Raw genomic sequence first — 17,780 nt, forward strand, 5'->3', positions numbered from 1 at the left:
TAAGAGCGAAGAGCTCGCGCCGGGACGGCGCTCCTACACCAACCTCCGACAACAACATACGAAACGAAGCCAAGCCTGGGAGCGGTACCGGCATGCCGGTACCGGTAAGTCGCGACCGGAAACATCAACGTTGCGACTTGACCAGCCATTCGGCTGCTGAAAGCCGTCGCTCCTACAAAGTAGATCCATACCCGACAGTTGACCATCGCATGGGAGACAGATGAGCGTTGATGGTTGGCAACGGCCGAAGAAGAGGTAGCAATGAACGTGGCCTTCAACGATAAAGGCCCTATGTGCGTAGGAGCGCCGTCCCGGCGCGAGCTCTTCCCGCCAGATCGCGGTAAGAACGAAGAGCTCGCGCCGAGACGGCGCTCCTACACCAACATCCGGCAACAACATACGAAACGAAGCCAAGCCTGGGAGTGGTACCGGCATGCCGGTACCGGTAAGTCGCGACCGGAAACATCAACGTTGCGACTTGACCAGCCATTCGGCTGTTGAAAGCCGTCGCTCCCACAAAGTGGATCCATGCAGAGGCCGAGGGTCGGGGCTGTCTAATGTCCCGTCGTGCGCGCAGCGCACGCTACACGCCGGCTTCCGGCAACTGGATCGCCACGCACAAACCGCCGCCTTCGCGGTTGTGCAGCGATAGGCGGCCCCCATGCGCTTCCACGATTTCGCGGGTAAGAGCCAGGCCCAAGCCGGTGCCATTGCGCTTGGTGGAATAGAACGGCACCAGCGCGTTCTGCAGCACCGCATCGTTCATGCCGCTGCCGCGATCCATGACCTCGATACGCAGCCATCCCGGTAGCCGGGTCAGGCGCAGGCTGACGCCATCGCTGCCGGAGCCGGACTCATGCGCGTTCTTCAACAGGTTCAGTAGTGCCTGTTCGATCTGCGATGGGTCGATGCGGCCTTCCAACTCCGATGACGGCATCTCCAGCTCGAAACCGATCTGACGTTGCAGGCTGCTCAGGAACGCCATCCATTGGACTGTCTGTAACTGCGGTTGCGGCAGTTTGGCAAAACGCGCATAGCCGCGAATAAAGCCTTCCAGGTGGCGTGCGCGCTCCTCGATGGTGCCGAACACTTCCTCCAGCCGATCATGGCGGCCACGCCGCACCAGCTCTGCGCCCGAGTGCGCCAGCGATGCCACCGGTGCCAGCGAGTTGTTCAACTCGTGGCTGATCACGCGGATAACCTTCTTCCACGTCTGCACTTCCTGCCGGCGCAGCTCGTTGGTCAGCAAGCGCAACAGCAGCAGTTCGTGGTGGCGTCCGTTCAAGCGGAACTGCCGGCGCGCCAGATGGTAGACCTGCTCCTCTTCGTCTTCCTCTTCGTTGCCGACCGCGAACAGACTGTCGCCGCCGCGCGCCATGGCTTCGCGCATCTCGACGGGCGCCTGCGCCAACAGCGTGTCGAAATCCTGTCCCTCCAGCTTCCAGCCGCCGTGCAGTAGCTTGCGTGCGGCGATATTGGCGAATACCACTCGCCGCACACCATCGCCGCCGGCGGAAATCAACAGCATCGCCACCGGTGTGTTCTGCACCATCGCGTCCAGCAGCAACTCGCGTTGCACCAAGCCCTGGCGCTGTTCGCGCAATACGTCGCCAAGCTCGCCGTGCGCCTGCACCAACTCGCCCAACTCATCGTGGCCGCGCCAGTGGATACCGAAGTTGTATTCGCCGTCGCGATAACTGTTGACGCTGCCTGCAAGCGCGCGGAACAGCGAGCGTGTCGGTGCCAGTGCACGACTGATCGTCCACATGGCGGCAGGGAGTACGACCAGCACCGAGACCAAAGCGACCACGCGTATATCAGGAAGCCATTGGAACAGCAGCAACGGCAGCGCAATCGCGGCTAGCAGCAGCGGCAGCAACCAGGCCAACAAACGGCCAGCGAGCGAGCGGCGCATCATTCGCGTGGGATACCGAAACGGTCCATGCGGCGGTACAGCGCCTGTCGGCTCAGGCCAAGCTCCGCCGCCGCCTGTGCAATGACGCCACGCGCACGCGCCAGCGCCGATTCGACATCGGCGCGGTCCGGTTCTTCCGTGGTGGTGGATTTTGCCGGAGGCGGCTTGGGCAGATTCAGGTCGGCCGCTTCAATGCGTTCGCCTGTGGCCAGCAAGCCAGCACGCTGCACGACATTGCGCAGCTCGCGTACGTTGCCTGGCCATGCATGGCGAAGCAGCGCGCTACGGGCGCTTTCCGCGAAGGCCTTGTCGTCGGGACGGAAGCGATCGGCAAGCGGCAGGATGTCGCCGGGTCGTTCCGCCAATGGCGGCAAATTCAGTTCGATCGCGTTGAGCCGGTAATACAAGTCTTCGCGGAACTGCCCATCGCGGATCATCGTCGGCAGGTCGGCGTTGGTGGCGCTGATCACCCGCACGGTGACGTGGCGTTCGCGGTTGGAACCCAGTCGCTCGAAGCGCCCGGTTTCCAGCACCCGCAACAACTTCATCTGTCCGGCCAGCGGCAGGTTGCCGATCTCATCCAGGAACAGCGTGCCGCCGTCCGCGGCTTCGAACTTGCCTTCGCGCGCCTTGTTGGCACCGGTGTAGGCGCCGGCATCCGCGCCGAACAGCTCGGCTTCGATCAGCTCCGAAGGCAACGCGCCGCAGTTCAACGTCACGAACGGTCCCTGCTTCACACTGGAGTTGGCCTGGATGATCTCGGCGATCTTCTCCTTGCCCGCGCCATTGGGGCCCGTGATCAGCACCGGCAGATCGGAGCGCGCGACTTGGCAGGCCAACGCGACGATGCGCTCGCTGGCGGGATCTTCGAATACCAGGTTGCGCAAGTCGTAACGCTGCGAAAGCTGGTCGCGGCTGCGACGCTCGCGGCTGCGGCGCCGGTCGAGTTCGCTGCGTGCTTCGGCGAGCTCCAGCAGATTGTTGACGGTCGCCAGCAGCTTCCGGTCGTTCCACGGCTTGGCCACGTAGTCGGCTGCGCCGGCCTTGATCAGGCCAACGGCATTTTCCAGATGCGTCCACGCGGTCAGCAAAATCACCGGCAAATCCGGGTGGCGCGTACGGATCGCAGCGAACAGCGCTTCGCCTTCATCTCCGGAAGTGGTGTCAGCGGTGAAGTTCATGTCCTGGATCACCAGGTCCACGGATTCCTGTTGCAGCAAGGCCAAGCCCGCTTCCGGTGAGTCGGCGCGCAGGGTGGCGATGTCGTGCAGTGAAAAGAGGACTTCCAGTGCGGTGCTGACGGCGGGGTTGTCGTCGATAACGAGAATGGTTGGCATGGCTATAGCCTAACCGGCTTGCGGGTAACCCGGTAAGGCGAAACCCGCGCAGCGCGCCGTGCGGGCCAGCTGACGGCCAGTTGGGTGAAAAATCCGATGGCCAGCGCAACCACGGCCTGCCAATAGACCGGTAGCGGCTCCGCCGGCCGTGGCATTGGCAGGCGGTCGACGGCGAAGGCGAACAATAGCCAGCCGAGTGCAACACCGCCGGCTGCCAACAGGAGATTTTCAAACCGCAGGATTCGTACGATCTGTCGCTGCGTTGCGCCGACCGCGCGATGCAAGCTGATGCGCAACGCGCTGTGCTGCACCCATAGATTGCCGGCCACGGCGATGCTCAGCAGGGTCAGCAGCCACCAGCCCGCGGCGCACGCGGCGAGGGTCCATGCCCATCGGCGGTCGTCCTGGAAGTAGGTATGCCGCAGCTCCTCAAGCGTCACTGCCTTTGCCGCGGCGCGCTCGGGAAACAGACGGGCGAGGTAAGCCTGCACGGAGGCGGCCACTTCGGTGCGCCGATCAGCGCCGGTGCGAACCAGCAAGAACCAGTTCGCTGCGTCCGCCGGTTTCAGCGGCAGTATCAGCGCGGCGGATTCGGTCGCATGTCCGCGGCTTCCTTTCGGTTGCGGCAATCGGTCGACAATGCCGACCACCCTCATTGGCTGCGGCATGCCATAGATGGGGCTTCCCAATGCAGAGCCACCCGGATAAAGACGTTGCGCCAGCGCGGTGCTGACGAGTGCGGGAAGTTCCCTGTGTGGTACCTGTGTCGGTGAGGTACTGAACGTCGTGTACTCATTGTGCTGGAACAGGCGCCCCTGCGATGGCCGGAAGCCCAGTGTCTTCGCCAATGAACCACTGTCGAAGTAAACGCTGGCGACCGAATGCCCCTTGTCCATCCCGGGGCGAGACGATACGACGGTGTTCCAGGACGTAGTCGCGTACGGAACCTGGTTGCTGAGTGTTGCCTGGCGCACGCCAGGTATTTCTCGAAGCCGGTTCACCAGTTCATCCGGGTCGATAGGCGATACGCCTTTCACCAGCGGGTAGAACGCCAGCAGTTCGGTGTCGGCGATGCCGCTGGGCGCCGAGATTCTGGCTTGATAACGAACAACCGCCTGCCACGCCAGACACAGCAACACGAACCCAATGGCGATCTCCACCATCAGCAACGTGGCGGTTCCCTTGTGCCGACATAACAGGAGAAATGGGGAACGGAGTTCCATGACCCACCCGATGGGACCAACCGAAAGTCATCGCCTTCCCGCTGCTTGCGGGAAGGCGCGAACTGGAAGACGTCAAACGCTGCGTGTCGCCACGGCAGGTGGTACGGCTGCGGCACGAATAGCGGGACCCAGCACGGAAGCCTGGCCCAGCAACCACAACAGCACCGCGCCTACGGGCAGGTAGTAAAGCGGCAGCCGCGGCAACTCGTACTTGCCCATCAGCAGCTGATTGATGCCGTAGGCCATTGCCATGCCCAGCACGATACCCAGCGTTGCCAGCAGGAAGTTCTCGGTCTGGAAATAACGCAGGATCTGGCGTTTTGTCGCACCCAATGCGCGACGCACACCGATCTGCTTGGAGCGCTGTTGCACCCAAAAACTGGCCAAGCCGACGATGCCCAGTGCCGTTACGACCAGCAACGCGATGCACACCGCCACCAACAGCCACGCCATGGAGCGATCCTGGCGGTAATAGTCGCTGCGCATCTCCTCGAACGTGTGCTTCTCCAGGATGATCCGGTTGGGACTGTTGCGTACCAGGGCTTCCTCAGCCGCCTTCAGAATCTCCCCACGACGGTCCGGATCTACCCGCAGCAGGTAGTTCCCGCCGATGGAATACGGGATATCGACCGGAAACATCATCGAGTATTCATTCCCGGTCGGACCGCCGTAGTCATTGGGGCGCACCAGGTGTTCGACGACGCCAACCACCTTGGTGGGATAATCGCCCCAGCTGTAGAGCTCCTTGCCGATGGCATCTTCTCCAGGGAATAAGGTGTCGGCCATTTTCTTGGTGATGATGGCGGCGGAAATCTTGACGTCGGAGTTGGGTTTGTTCAGCGCTTCCCAATTCACAACATCTTCCCGGTTGAACTTGCGGCCAGCGATCAGGTTCAGCCCCAACGTATCGATCTGCGTTTCATCGCCCAGGTAGGTGGTGGAGTTAAGCGCGTTGTGGGTCTGGTCCGGTGACAGCCGCACGCCGCTGTTCCAGGACGAGCTGCCGAACGTCACCTGATTGACCGAAGTGGCGGACTTGACGCCTGGCAAGCCGCGCAAGGTGGCCAGGTCGGTCTTGGTAAGTGCTTCGGGATTATCGCTGCGGCCGATACCAGTCAACTGGATGCGAACGATTTCCTTCTCGGCCAGGCCGCTGACGCGGCCCATGCGTTCCAGGCGTCCACTGATCAGGAACAAGGCATTGCAAATAATGGCGCAGCTAAGCGCGATCTCGACGACGATCAGTGCGGCGGCTGTCTTGTGGCGCCGCAGCGCCGAGAAGATGGGGCGGATTTCCATGGCAGTTCTCCGTGATGTCATCCGAGTCCAGCAAGAAATCTGCTAGCGAAACTCGGGATGCAAGTTATTGGGATTTGAGCTGGATGGCGGGTGTCACTTGGCAGGCGCGCCAAGCCGGCAACAGCCCGGCCAACACACTGGCCACGATCGCCAGGATGAAAGTCGTCAGCAGCATCACCGGATCCAGATGAGCCAGTTCGGCATAGCTGGCCGGCTGCTGGCGCACGGCCCACAGTCCCAACAGCGCCAAGATCAAGCCCAGCACGCCGCCGGCCAAGCCAACGGTGCCGGCCTCGACCAGCGCCTGTGCGAAGATCGCGCGTTTGGAGGCGCCCAGCGCGCGGCGCACACCAATCTCGCTGCTGCGGCGCATGAACTTGGCCAGCAGCAACCCAACCGTATTGATCAGACAGACCAGCAGGAAGCCGAAGGCCAACCAGGTTTGCAGGCGCACATCGTTGGGTACGACCTTCTTGTGATCCAACCATTCCATCACGTTGCGCAGGCGGGTATTGGTGGGGCGTTCGAAGCGGCCGGCACGGCGTTGTTGATCGGAATAGTTGCTGAGGTACTGGCGATAAGCGGAAACTTTTTCGGGTGTGTCCAGCTGGACCCAGTACTGCATCCAGGTACAGGGCGCATTGAGGCCGATCTCATCGCCGCTCGTGTTTTCACCCCAGCAGTTCATCGATCCGTTACGCCCCATTTTCAGCTCGACGGCCGTGGAGAACGGCACGAAAGCCTGCTCCACTTCGCCATAGCGGTCCATGTTGAGGTCGTAGAATCGCGGCGTCGGACGCCACTCCTTCAGTACGCCTACAACACGGAACTCGTTCTGTTCGATGCGGATGGTTTTGCCCACGCTGTTGCCGCCGTCGAACAGCTTGTCGTTGAGCTCCTTGGCGATCACCACCACACGTGCACGGCCATCGTCGTCCGCCGCTGACCAGCCATTGCCGTGGGCGAACGGCACCTCGAACATCGGGAAGAAATCGGTCGAGGTGTAGCGCGCATCCACGACAAATGGCGACAAGCCCTGCTTGTCGGGCTCGATGCTGAAGCCACCGCCTGTCATCAACGCCTGACGGTCGCCTTTCTTCTCGCGCAACAGTGTTTCGGCGTCGTAACGGGTGAACTGTTCCTCGGGTTCCTCGCTGGCGACATAGCCGTCCATGTTCCGGGGATCCATCTGTGGGAAGAACAACTTATGGCTCTTCCCCGGCAGCGGATCGCCGGACAGGATGTAGAACACGGTGAGCGTCGTCATGCTGGCGCCGATGCCCAGCGCGATCGCGACCACCATCAGCGCGGTCAGCACCTTGTTGCGGCGAAAGCTGCGCAGCGCGAGTTGGAAGTAGTAACTGAACATCATGTCACTCCATGGATGTGTGGCTGGCAGCGCACGCGCCGCCGGGTGCAGAAGGAAAGACGCGCATCAGCGCCGGCGGATGCCGTCGCGTGTCGCGCCCCGGTCGGCCAAGCGGTTACGGATGGCGGTGTCGCGCGCCTGGTTGAACGGAGTGCGCCATTGCGTGCCGTTGGCGAGAACGCCCAGGTTGACGTCGGCGCCATGCCGGATCAGCGATTCGACTGCTTGCACGTGGTTGCCGCGGACGGCCGAGATGAGTGCGGTTTCGTCGTCAGCCGCAACGAAATCGATCTTCGCGCCCTTCGCCAATAGTCGTTCGACAACGGCAACCTGGCCTGCGCCGGCCGCTGCAATCAATGGAGTGCCATCGCTATGCGAAGCATGATTGACATCGGCGCCCATGGCGATAAGCGCATCGACCATCGCCAGGTTGCCGCCGCGTGATGCCACGATAAGCGCCGAGCCGTCACCAGGTTGAGTGGCATTGATGTCCGTGCCTTGCGCCACCAGCTGCCGGACCAGGTCCGGACGATTGGCGCGTACCGCATCCAGCAATCGCGAGGCATCGTTGCCGCCGGCCAACAACGGGGGAAGCGTGGATGCGCAAACCAAGAATAGCGCCGCAACGCCTAGCCATTTGCGGTAACGAGTACGAAAAGGAATGTCGTCGTGATGGGACATGGCGGTGCCTCAGGCTTGTGCGGAAGCAAGGTCGACATCCAGGCCGACAGCGGAAATCAGTCGCGTTTCCTTGATCACGTCGGTGGCGGCGCCATCCACGATGTGGACGTTGCGCTGCGCGCGAGCGGCCAGTTCCGGGTCATGAGTGACCATGATGATGGTCGTGCCTTGCGTGTTGATTTCCTCCAGCAGTTCCAGCACGCCACGCGCCATCTGCGAGTCCAGGTTGCCGGTAGGTTCGTCCGCCAGCAGCAATTTGGGGCTACCCGCCAGCGCGCGCGCAATGGCGGCGCGTTGTTGCTGGCCGCCGGACAACTCGGACGGATAGTGGCGCATGCGTGAGCCCAGGCCGACCTTCGACAGCGCCTCTTCGATGCGCTGCTTGCGTTCGCTGGCCGGCATGCCGCGGTAGCGCAACGGCACGTCGACGTTGTCGAACAGGTTCAGGTCAGGAATCAGATTGAAGCTCTGGAATATGAAGCCGATCTTGCGATTGCGCAGCTGCGAACGCGCATCGTCGGACAAGCCGCTCACGTCTTCCCCGTCCAGGTGGTATTTGCCACCGGTGAAGGTTTCCAACAAGCCGGCGATGTTGAGGAAGGTCGTCTTGCCCGAGCCCGAGGGACCGGTGACGGCGACGAACTCGCCCTCGCGTACTTGCAGGTCGAGGGAACGCAACGCATGCGTCTCCACTTGTTCGGTGCGGTAGACCTTGGAAACCGAGCGCATATCGAGCATGACGAAGTCCTTTGTTGGTGAGCGGTAAGCGATAAGCACGAAAAGTATTCTTGCTTTTTCTGCCTCCCCCTTTTTTAAAGGGGGAATGAGGGGGATTTGCTTTTGCTTTGCGTTTCAGAACTCAATTGATAGAGACGCGCTCGGCATCGCCGAACTGATCGCTGCCGGAGACCACCACGCGCTCGCCGGGGTTCAAGCCGCCCAGGATCTCGACCGCGCTGAGGCTGCTGACGCCCAGTTGCACCGGACGGCGCACGGCGGAGCTGCCATCCATGACGTAGGCGTAGCGGCCGTTGCCTTGTTCGACGAAGGGGCCGCGTTCGACCATCAGCACGTTGCGGCGCGTGTCCATCATGATGCGGGCGCTCAGGCGCTGGTTCTGGCGCAGACCGGGCGGCTGCTTGTCGCTGAAGCGCAGGCGCGCGTTGACTTCGCCGTTGACCACTTCCGGCGAGACCGCCGAGACTTCGCCGGGATACGGTTCGCCGCTGCCGCTGGTGAGCTTGGCCGGCATGCCGATGGCCAGGTCGCGGGCGAAGCTCTCCGGCACCTTGATCTCCACTTCGAATGCCGACAGATCGACCACGCTGAGGACAGGTGCGTTGATGGCCACGTTCGAGCGCTGCCCGGCCTGCACCTGCCCGACTTGTCCGTCGAAGGGCGCGCGCAGCGTCAACGCGTCGACCTGTCGCTGCACTTCCACCACGATCGAACGTTGGCGGTCGGCCAGCAGCCTCTTGTTGCGGGTATCCAGGCCGGCGCCTTCGCTTTGCAGTCCGAAATCCTTGCTTGCGTGAGCCAAGCCGATCTCGGCCTTGCGCAGCTCGTCCTGCGCTTTCATCACTTCGATCTTCGGCACCGCACCGCCATCGAAACCCTGCTGGTAGCGCTGCAGATCGCGTTCCGCGGCCTGGCGGGCGATCTCGGCCTGGTCCAGCAGCTTGCGGGCGTTGGCGCGGGCGAGGGTGGCATCCAGGGTGGCGCGGCTGGCTTCGGCTTCCAGGCTGGCCAGCGTGGCCTGTTCCTGGGCCAGCTTGCTGCGTAATTCGGGGCTGTCGATTTCGGCCAGCGGCTGGCCTTGTTTCACCACGTCGCCCGCCACGACCTTCAGCGTGACCACGCCGCCGGCGATGGCATAGAGGGTGGGGCTGTTGGACGCGATCACCCGGCCTTCGGCGGCGATGTCGCGGACCAGGTCGCCGCGCTTCACTTCCGCAATGCGGACCCGGCTGGCATCGAAGGAACTGGAGCCGGACAACCAGCCACGGGCGGCGAAAACAATGCAGATCAGCAGCACCAGGCCACCGCCGACGGGCAGGATCCAGCGGCGCCACGGAGCGCTGCTTTGCGAGTGGCTGAGAGGGCGGTCTTGAGCGGAGGTGTCCCGAATCATCGATGGCATGCGTTATGTATGGTGTCCCGCTCTTGTAAGCAGGATGCATGCCAGACATAAAGTATTGATTTTAAGGGGATTGTCCCGCTTCGTAATGGTGTCCGCGTGTCCGCGGACACTTGCCGGACACGCGTCGACGACGCCGGACAAGTAGAATTTCGGTCTATTCAACACAGGATGGTAGTGGCCTATGTGCGGCATTGTCGGCGCGATCGCGGATCGCGATGTGGTCCCCGTATTGATCGAAGGACTGAAGCGGCTGGAATACCGCGGCTACGACTCGGCCGGCATCGCGGTGGTGGAGGCCCATGATGTGCGTCGCGTACGCCGTACCGGCCGCGTGGCGGAGATGGAGGGTGCGGCGGCCGCCGAAGGCTTCAACGCCCAACTGGGCATCGGCCATACCCGCTGGGCGACACATGGCGGAGTGACGGAAGCCAACGCACATCCGCACATCAGCTACGGCGTGGCGCTGGTGCACAACGGCATCATCGAGAACCACGAAGAACAGCGCGAGCGTCTGCGCCAGCTGGGCTACGAGTTCGAATCGCAGACCGATACGGAAGTCATCGCGCACCTGATCCACCATTACCTGAAGCAAGGCGACGACCTGCTGGGCGCCCTGCAACGCACGGTCAAGGAACTGACCGGCGCGTATGCGCTGGCGGTGGTGAGCCGCAAGGAACCCGAGCGCATGGTCTGTGCGCGCATGGGTTGTCCGTTGCTGATCGGCGTGGGCGAAGGCGAAAACTTCATCGCCTCGGACGTATCGGCCATCCTCCAGGCGACCCGCCAGGTGATCTTCCTGGAAGAAGGCGATACCGCCGAAGTGACGCGCAATGCCGTGCGCGTGTTCGATGGCAACAACCAGCCGATCCAGCGCGAAATCCATGTCTCCGACGTGTCGCTGGCCTCGCTGGAACTGGGCCCGTACCGCCATTTCATGCAGAAGGAAATTCATGAGCAGCCGCGCGCCATCGCCGACACCATCGAAGCGGTGATCGAGGAAGGCTTCTCGCCCCGGTTGTTCGGCGCCAATGCCGAAGCGGTGCTGAAAGACGTAGAGGGTGTGCAGATCCTCGCCTGCGGCACCAGCTATTACGCCGGCCTGACCGCGCGCTACTGGATCGAAGCCATTGCGGGCCTGCCATGCAGCGTGGAGATCGCCAGCGAATACCGCTACCGCGCGGCCTACGCCAATCCCAAGCACCTGGTGGTCACCATTTCCCAGTCCGGCGAAACGCTGGACACGATGGAAGCGCTGAAATACGCCAAGTCGCTCGGCCATCAGCACACGATGTCGATCTGCAACGTGCCGGAGAGCGCCATCCCGCGCGCCAGCGAACTGGTCTGCTACACCCGCGCCGGTGCGGAAATCGGTGTCGCTTCCACCAAGGCATTCACTACCCAGCTGGCCGCGTTGTTCCAGCTCACCGTGGTGCTGGGCAAGCTGCACGGCAACGTAACGCCGGAGCAGGAAGCCGATTATCTGGAGCAGCTGCGTTTCCTACCCGGCAGCGTGCAGCACGCGTTGAACCTTGAGCCGCAGATCGCCATCTGGGCGGAGCGCTTCGCGCCCAAGTCCGATGCATTGTTCCTTGGCCGCGGCCTGCACTATCCCATCGCCCTGGAAGGCGCGCTGAAGCTGAAGGAAATCTCCTACATCCACGCCGAGGCCTACCCGGCCGGCGAACTCAAGCACGGCCCGCTGGCGCTGGTAGACGCCAACATGCCGGTGGTCGTCATCGCGCCCAACGACAAGCTGCTGGAGAAGGTCAAATCGAACATGCAGGAAGTGCGCGCACGCGGCGGCGAGCTGTTCGTGTTCGCCGACCAGGACAGCAACTTCACCGAATCCGAAGGCGTCCACGTGATCCGCACGCCCCGTCATACCGGCGTGCTGAGCCCGGTAGTGCACACCATTCCCGTGCAGCTGCTGGCCTACCACACCGCCCTGGCGCGCGGCACCGACGTGGACAAGCCACGCAACCTGGCCAAATCGGTCACCGTCGAATAGCCAACAATCGCGGCTGACCCACGTAGAGCCGAGCTTGCTCGGCTGCTTTTCCCGACGCCAAGATGGTGCATGGCTCGTGCGAAGAGCAGCGGAGCAAGCTCCGCTCTACGAGAACGCATATCCGCGGGCGGCCGACGTAGAGCCGAGCTTGCTCGGCTGCTGTTCCCGACGCCAAGAGGATTCATGGCTCGTGCGAAGAGCAGCGGAGCAAGCTCCGCTCTACGGGGAGCGCATATCCGCGGGTGGCCGACGTAGAGCCGAGCTTGCTCGGCTGCTTTTTCCGACGCCAAGAGGATTCATGGCTCGCGCGTAGAGCAGCGGAGCCCCCCCAAGGGGATGTAACAAGCTCCGCTCTACGAGAACGCACCTGCCCGACAGCGAGCATCCGTTGCCGTCGCCGGGCTGTAACAATCGGCATGGAGAATACGCCTCGCAACGCGGCACCTCTCTCCTCCCGCGTCGCACTCAAAGCCCGGCTCCTGTCGGGCTTTGCGCTTTTTACGCTGGCGCGGTGTTGCCAATGCGCGCTATATCTTCGCCATGAGGACCGGATCATGCAGCGATTCTTGTTTGCCATTGCCGTCGCCGCGACGGGGTGGATCACCGTGACGTCACTCCCTGCCGCTGCCACAGAGCGCCCCATTGCCGAACGGGTGGCGGTCATCGGCCACCGCGGCGCCAGCGCGCTGCGTCCGGAGCACACGCTGGCGGCGTATCGGCAGGCGATCGAAGATGGCGCGGACATGGTCGAACCAGATCTGGTTTCCACGCGCGACGGCGTGCTGGTGGCGCGCCATGAAAACGAGATCAGCGGCACCACCGACGTGGCGACGCGGCCAGAGTTCGCCGACCGCAAACGCAAGCGCGCCATCGATGGCGAAGAAGTCGAAGGCTGGTTCGTCGAGGACTTCACGCTGGCTGAGCTGAAGACCTTGCGTGCCCGCGAACGCCTGCCGCAGCTGCGCAGCACCGGCTATGACGGCCAGTACGAAATACCCACGCTGGAAGAAATCATCGCCTTGGTAGCCGCCGAATCCGCCGCGCGTGGACGGGTCATCGGCTTGATCCCGGAGATCAAGCATCCAACCTATTTCCAGAGCATCGGCCTGGCGATGGAAGAGAAACTACTGGAGACGCTAGCAGCGAACGCCTATACGCGCACGGCACCGGTGACCATTCAATCCTTCGAGACCGCCAACCTGCGCGAACTGCGCGGCAAGCTGGGCGATTCACGGGGCAATATCCGCTTGTTGCAGCTGCTGGGTGATCCGGAGGAACAGCCCGGCGACGTACTGGCGGCCAAAGGCAAGCTTCGCTACGCCGACATGATGACGCCTTCCGGTTTACAGACCATCGCGAAATACGCCGATGCCATCGGTCCGTATTCGCGCAGCATCATCCCGGTCGACAAACAGGGCCAACTGGGCGAGCCGACATCACTGGTGCGCGATGCCCATGCCGCCGGACTACAAGTGCAGCCGTACACCTTCCGACCGGAAAACCAGTTCCTTCCCCGCGCGCTATGGCAGGGAGAAGACCCGCGGACCCGCAATGAAGCGGGCGCCATCGCCGAGATCCGCAGCTATCTGAAGACCGGCATTGACGGCTTCTTTACCGACGATCCGGCGATAGGCCGCAAAGCCGTGGATCGGTAGAGATACGCACGCGCGCTGGGATTCCCGTCGTACCCAGCGTCGGGTCATCGACATGCCGATGTAGGAGCGGCGTCCCGCCGCGAGCTCTTCCTGTCAGATCGCGATGAAAGCAAAAGCGATTGAATCCCAACCGTTCGCCATCCAGGCGCGCTGCGGCGCGCTCTTGATCGTGTGCGCTGAGTGGCTACCGCGGCGCGGAGCGGCGTCCCGCCGCGAGCTCTTCCTGTCAGATTGCGACACACGCGAAGAGCTCGCGCCGGGACGGCGCTCCTACATGGTTCTACGGTTGAACCGAGACGCCTTGATAGCACCCACTGCGACGCTCCGGCGGCACAATGGGCGCATGCGCAAGATCATCCACATCGACATGGACGCGTTCTACGCCTCGGTGGAGCAGCGCGACGATCCGTCGCTGCGCGGCAAGCCCGTGGTCGTGGCGTGGCGCGGCAGTCGCTCGGTGGTGTGCGCCGCATCGTACGAGGCCCGCAAATTCGGCGTCCGCTCAGCGATGCCTGCCGTACGTGCCGAACGCCTGTGTCCACAGGCCGTGTTCGTGCCGCCGGATTTCAGCCGTTACAAGGCGGTGTCGCGGCATGTGCGGGAAATCTTCCTGCGCCATACCGATCTGGTGGAGCCGCTGTCACTGGACGAAGCGTACCTGGACGTTACCGAGCCGAAATCCGAACTGCCGACGGCAACCGCCATCGCCGAAACCATTCGCACGCAAATCCGCGAAGAGACCTCGCTGACCGCATCGGCCGGCGTGGCGCCCAACAAGTTCTTGGCCAAGATCGCCTCCGATTGGCGCAAGCCGGACGGTCTGTTCGTCGTGCGTCCGCACCAGGTGGAAGGCTTCCTGACGCCGTTGCCGGTTGGCTGCATTCCGGGCGTCGGCAAGGTGATGCTGGGCAAGTTGCAGGCGCTGGGCATCGAGACCGTGGGTGATCTGCGTGCCTTGCCGCGAGAGGAACTGGAACAACGATTCGGCAGCTTCGGCGGCAGTCTGTTCCGGCGCGCACGCGGTATCGATGAGCGGCCGGTGGAACCGAATCAACCGGTGCAGTCGATCTCCTCCGAAGACACGTTCGCCCGCGACCTGCCGATCGGCGAACTGGGCGAAGCGATTCGACAACTGGCGGGAAAAACCTGGGAAGCCACGCGCAAGACCGAGCGCGTGGGCCATACCGTGGTGCTGAAACTCAAGACCGCGCAGTTCCGCATTCTTACCCGCAGCTTTACGCCCGACGTTCCGCCCGCCTCGGTCGAAGAATTCACCACTATCGCGCTGTCGCTGCGCGACCGCGTGGACCTGCCGCCGGACACGCTTTACCGGTTGGTGGGTGTGGGATTGTCGGGATTCCGCGAGCGCGAAGAAGTGGTGGAGCAGGGCTCGTTGTTCGATGCCGTGTAGAGCGGATTAATTCCTTTGTAAGCCTTGTGTGGTTCGTCGCTTTTGTAGGAGCGGCGTCCCGCCGCGAGCTCTTCCCAACAGATCGCGTAAGAACGAAGCCCTCCGTTCGCCACCCGGACGCGCTGCGGCGCGCTCTTGAACGCGCATGTTGAGCGGTAATCGGGGCGCGGAGCGGCGTCCCGCCGCGAGCTCTTCCCATCAGATCGCGTAGAAGCGAAGAGCTCGCGCCGGGAACGGTGCAAAGCGATAAACCAACCTTGTGGGAGCGACGTGAGTCGCGACGTTGATGTTTCCGGTCGCGACTCACGTCGCTCCCACACGATGAGTGCGTGCAAACAACCACGAGAAAAAAGCCCGGCCGAAGCCGGGCTGATATAAACAAGGGAAACGCGGATCAATCCTGCGCCTGATACCGCAGGCTCAATCCATACTCACGACCGCGCTGGTTGTACCAAGCCACGGTTTCATATTCGCGGTCGAACACATTGTTGGCGCGCGCCTGCAACGTCCACTCATCGTTGATCGCGTACTCCACCCGCAGATCGAGCGTGCCATAGCCCGCCAGACGCACCTGGTTGGCGGCATCGTCGTAGCGGTGGCTGGCACCGACCAGGGTGGTGCCGATGCGGAAATCGCCGAAGCGGCGATCGATATCGATGCGGCCGGTATTACGTGCGCGGCGGGCCAGCAGGTTATCGTAGTTGAGGTTGTCCGCGCCGGTCGGCGTGGTGCGCGTACGATTGCGCGGATCCGCGTGGCTCAGTTGAGTGGAAATATCGAAGCCGGCGATCTGCGTATCGAAAGTGAATTCGGCACCGCGGATACGCGCCTTGTCGATGTTGTTCGGCAGGAAGATGCTGGAGTCATAAGAAACCAGATCGTCCACGCGATTCTCGAACACGTTGAAGGTCCAGTTCCAGCTGTCCGCGTACTGTGCGACACCCACGTTCAGGCTTTTGGACGATTCCGGTTTCAGATCAGGATTGCCGAAGAAGGGGTAGTACAGGTCGTTGATCGTCGGCGCCTTGAAACCAGTGGCGTAGCTGGCCGTCAGCTTCAGGCCCTTGCCCAGCGACAGGCCATAGCCAACGCTGCCGGTGGCGTGATCGCCGAACTGTTCGTTATCGTCCTGGCGCAGGCTGGCCTGCAGTTGGTGCTTGCCAAACGTGCCTTGGTATTCGACGAAGCCGGCTTTGTTGTCGCGGCTGGTGCCGGTGAATTCGGTATCGCTCTTCACCACGTCGTCCTGCCAATCCAGGCCGGCCGTCAACAGTTGCCCTTCCGCCAGGCCGAAGTCGGCTTGCAACGACGCCATGTCGCGGCGTGTCTGGAAGACGCCCATGAACAGTTCATCCAGATAATCGTCCGAATGATCCTTGTTGCGGCCGACCGACAGCACCACGTTCAACTTGTCCGAAGGTGCGTAACGCAGCTTGCCGCCGATCACCTGCTGCAAAGTTTCCGAACGATTGACGAAGCTTCCGTCGTACTCGTTCTCGCCGTCGGCGTTGAGGAAATTGCCTTCCAGCGTCCAGGCATTGCCGAAGCGCAAACCGCCGCGCACATTCAACGACACGTTGCGATAACCATCGTGGTCGGGCTCGTCGGTGAAGCAGCCGGCGCCGAAAGGATTGGCTGAATCACCGGCGGTGCCCCGGCACGCATTGATGCCGTCGGTCTTCTGGTAGGCCGCGCTGGCGCCCAACCAAGCACGTTCGCCGCCATAGCTGAAACCACCGCTGGCTTCGCGCAGGTTGTTGCTGCCGCCACCAACGCGGAAGTTGCGCGACAAGCCCTTGCCGCCACGACGGGTGAAGATCTGGATGACGCCGCCAATGGCTTCCGAACCATAGAGACTGGAACGTGGACCACGCACGATTTCAACGCGTTCGATCTGATCGATCGGCAGGTCCTGTAGCGCGGGCAGGCCGGCGGTGGCGGAGCCGATGCGGACACCATCGATCAGCACCAGCACGTGATCCGATTCGGTCCCGCGCAAATTGAGTGTGGTGATCTTGCCCAGGCCGCCCTGATTGGAAAAGCCGACACCGGCGCGGCCGCGCAGCAATTCCGACAGCGATCGTGCCTGGCTGCGTTCGATCTCGGCGCGGCCGATCACCTGCGCCGGTACCAGGCTGTCCCGCACCGAGACTTCAGTGCGGGTGCCGGTGACGATCACTTCGTCCAGATCGGTCGCATTGTCGTCAGTGATGCTGTCGCCGCTTTGCGCAGCCGCCACAACGGGAAGGCCCAGCGCGATGGCCAGAGAAAGGGTACGGAAAGCCGGAAACCGGAACGACATGAATCAACTCCATCGCGCACAAGCGCATAGCGGAACGTGGAGTCGCGAGGAAAAAGGGAAAGCGAGCGAACGGTGCGCACGCGGCGCACGGCACGCCGCGACGCCCTCCGCATCGCAACCAGTGAGCTCCAAGGCCGGTCTCCGGGCTTGCGAATGAGCGCGCTATCGCGCTCGACCTTGGCGCCTTCCCGTGCGTCGCACAGTGGCGGTTGCCTTGGTGCTACTCGCTTACCGTTGCGGGGGCAGCGCCGGAATTGCCTGTTTGGCTCACCGGCTTCCCGTTTCAACCCGATGGCGAGATCCGCCAGCAGGTCACCTTGAAGCGCCGAGATTATAGGCGCAGATGTGCTTGTGCGGGGAACAACGTGCCCGGCTCAGCGTGCCCGGCTCTACAGAGGCGCGGATGAACTCCTTGTGGGAGCGATGTAAGTCGCGACGTT

At 62.8% G+C, this 17,780-nt stretch carries 12 protein-coding genes and 1 riboswitch; of the genes, 3 read left to right on the plus strand and 9 right to left on the minus strand.

Translation table 11 applies throughout. The annotated features are described in order from the left end of the window. Positions 1-583 precede the first annotated feature (583 nt). The 8 genes from AADW18_RS14850 to AADW18_RS14885 all read right to left on the minus strand — a co-directional run bounded on the left by AADW18_RS14850 (position 584) and on the right by AADW18_RS14885 (position 9,955). Positions 584-1,918, minus strand: a complete 1,335-nt coding sequence (locus AADW18_RS14850) for a HAMP domain-containing sensor histidine kinase (RefSeq protein WP_337344165.1) — start codon at positions 1,916-1,918, stop codon at positions 584-586. Further along, positions 1,915-3,252, minus strand: coding sequence for a sigma-54 dependent transcriptional regulator (locus AADW18_RS14855; protein ID WP_337344166.1), 1,338 nt, complete (start codon positions 3,250-3,252; stop codon positions 1,915-1,917). The genes AADW18_RS14850 and AADW18_RS14855 overlap by 4 nt, the downstream gene beginning before the upstream one ends. 2 nt (positions 3,253-3,254) lie before the next feature. Next, complete coding sequence (locus AADW18_RS14860; protein WP_337344167.1) at positions 3,255-4,475, minus strand: ABC transporter permease; 1,221 nt, start codon at positions 4,473-4,475, stop codon at positions 3,255-3,257. Positions 4,476-4,547: 72 nt separating this feature from the next. Further along, positions 4,548-5,774, minus strand: a complete 1,227-nt coding sequence (locus tag AADW18_RS14865) for an FtsX-like permease family protein (protein ID WP_337344168.1) — start codon at positions 5,772-5,774, stop codon at positions 4,548-4,550. A 64-nt stretch (positions 5,775-5,838) separates the two neighbouring features. Then, positions 5,839-7,143 (minus strand): ABC transporter permease, encoded by a 1,305-nt coding sequence (locus AADW18_RS14870; RefSeq protein WP_337344169.1) that lies wholly within the window; start codon positions 7,141-7,143, stop codon positions 5,839-5,841. Positions 7,144-7,209: 66 nt separating this feature from the next. Beyond that, positions 7,210-7,824: an ankyrin repeat domain-containing protein gene (locus AADW18_RS14875; protein WP_337344170.1), complete on the minus strand. Its 615-nt coding sequence runs from the start codon at positions 7,822-7,824 to the stop codon at positions 7,210-7,212. A 9-nt stretch (positions 7,825-7,833) separates the two neighbouring features. Next, entirely contained in the window at positions 7,834-8,562 is a 729-nt protein-coding gene (locus AADW18_RS14880) for an ABC transporter ATP-binding protein (protein WP_337344171.1), read from the minus strand. A 121-nt stretch (positions 8,563-8,683) separates the two neighbouring features. After that, positions 8,684-9,955, minus strand: coding sequence for an efflux RND transporter periplasmic adaptor subunit (locus tag AADW18_RS14885; protein ID WP_337344172.1), 1,272 nt, complete (start codon positions 9,953-9,955; stop codon positions 8,684-8,686). A 190-nt stretch (positions 9,956-10,145) separates the two neighbouring features. Here AADW18_RS14885 and glmS point away from each other — a divergent pair, with 190 nt between their 5' ends. The 3 genes from glmS (at position 10,146) to dinB (ending at position 15,038) form a co-directional block, all read left to right on the plus strand. Further along, positions 10,146-11,972: a glutamine--fructose-6-phosphate transaminase (isomerizing) gene (gene glmS, locus AADW18_RS14890; RefSeq protein ID WP_337344173.1), complete on the plus strand. Its 1,827-nt coding sequence runs from the start codon at positions 10,146-10,148 to the stop codon at positions 11,970-11,972. 554 nt (positions 11,973-12,526) lie between these two features. Then, complete coding sequence (locus tag AADW18_RS14895; RefSeq protein WP_337344174.1) at positions 12,527-13,627, plus strand: glycerophosphodiester phosphodiesterase; 1,101 nt, start codon at positions 12,527-12,529, stop codon at positions 13,625-13,627. Between the two features lie 343 nt (positions 13,628-13,970). Beyond that, positions 13,971-15,038, plus strand: coding sequence for a DNA polymerase IV (dinB, locus tag AADW18_RS14900; protein ID WP_337344175.1), 1,068 nt, complete (start codon positions 13,971-13,973; stop codon positions 15,036-15,038). Between the two features lie 394 nt (positions 15,039-15,432). Here dinB and btuB read toward each other — a convergent pair whose 3' ends face one another. After that, the gene (gene btuB / locus AADW18_RS14905) at positions 15,433-17,340 is read right to left on the minus strand and encodes a TonB-dependent vitamin B12 receptor (RefSeq protein WP_337344176.1); all 1,908 of its coding nucleotides are present in this window, start codon (positions 17,338-17,340) and stop codon (positions 15,433-15,435) included. Positions 17,341-17,454: 114 nt separating this feature from the next. Continuing rightward, positions 17,455-17,675, minus strand: a riboswitch (cobalamin riboswitch). Between the last annotated feature and the right edge of the window lie 105 nt (positions 17,676-17,780).

The organism is Pseudoxanthomonas sp. CCNWLY206-1 (assembly GCF_039710385.1).
Taxonomy (GTDB): Bacteria; Pseudomonadota; Gammaproteobacteria; order Xanthomonadales; family Xanthomonadaceae; genus Pseudoxanthomonas_A.

Coding starts and splice junctions, on each gene's coding strand:
- AADW18_RS14855 (WP_337344166.1), bottom strand. CDS start 3,252: ATGCCAACCATTCTCGTTATCGACGACAACCCCGCCGTCAGCACCGCA.
- AADW18_RS14895 (WP_337344174.1), top strand. CDS start 12,527: ATGCAGCGATTCTTGTTTGCCATTGCCGTCGCCGCGACGGGGTGGATC.
- AADW18_RS14850 (WP_337344165.1), bottom strand. CDS start 1,918: ATGATGCGCCGCTCGCTCGCTGGCCGTTTGTTGGCCTGGTTGCTGCCG.
- glmS (WP_337344173.1), top strand. CDS start 10,146: ATGTGCGGCATTGTCGGCGCGATCGCGGATCGCGATGTGGTCCCCGTA.
- AADW18_RS14880 (WP_337344171.1), bottom strand. CDS start 8,562: ATGCTCGATATGCGCTCGGTTTCCAAGGTCTACCGCACCGAACAAGTG.
- AADW18_RS14860 (WP_337344167.1), bottom strand. CDS start 4,475: ATGGAACTCCGTTCCCCATTTCTCCTGTTATGTCGGCACAAGGGAACC.
- AADW18_RS14865 (WP_337344168.1), bottom strand. CDS start 5,774: ATGGAAATCCGCCCCATCTTCTCGGCGCTGCGGCGCCACAAGACAGCC.
- dinB (WP_337344175.1), top strand. CDS start 13,971: ATGCGCAAGATCATCCACATCGACATGGACGCGTTCTACGCCTCGGTG.
- btuB (WP_337344176.1), bottom strand. CDS start 17,340: ATGTCGTTCCGGTTTCCGGCTTTCCGTACCCTTTCTCTGGCCATCGCG.
- AADW18_RS14875 (WP_337344170.1), bottom strand. CDS start 7,824: ATGTCCCATCACGACGACATTCCTTTTCGTACTCGTTACCGCAAATGG.
- AADW18_RS14885 (WP_337344172.1), bottom strand. CDS start 9,955: ATGATTCGGGACACCTCCGCTCAAGACCGCCCTCTCAGCCACTCGCAA.
- AADW18_RS14870 (WP_337344169.1), bottom strand. CDS start 7,143: ATGTTCAGTTACTACTTCCAACTCGCGCTGCGCAGCTTTCGCCGCAAC.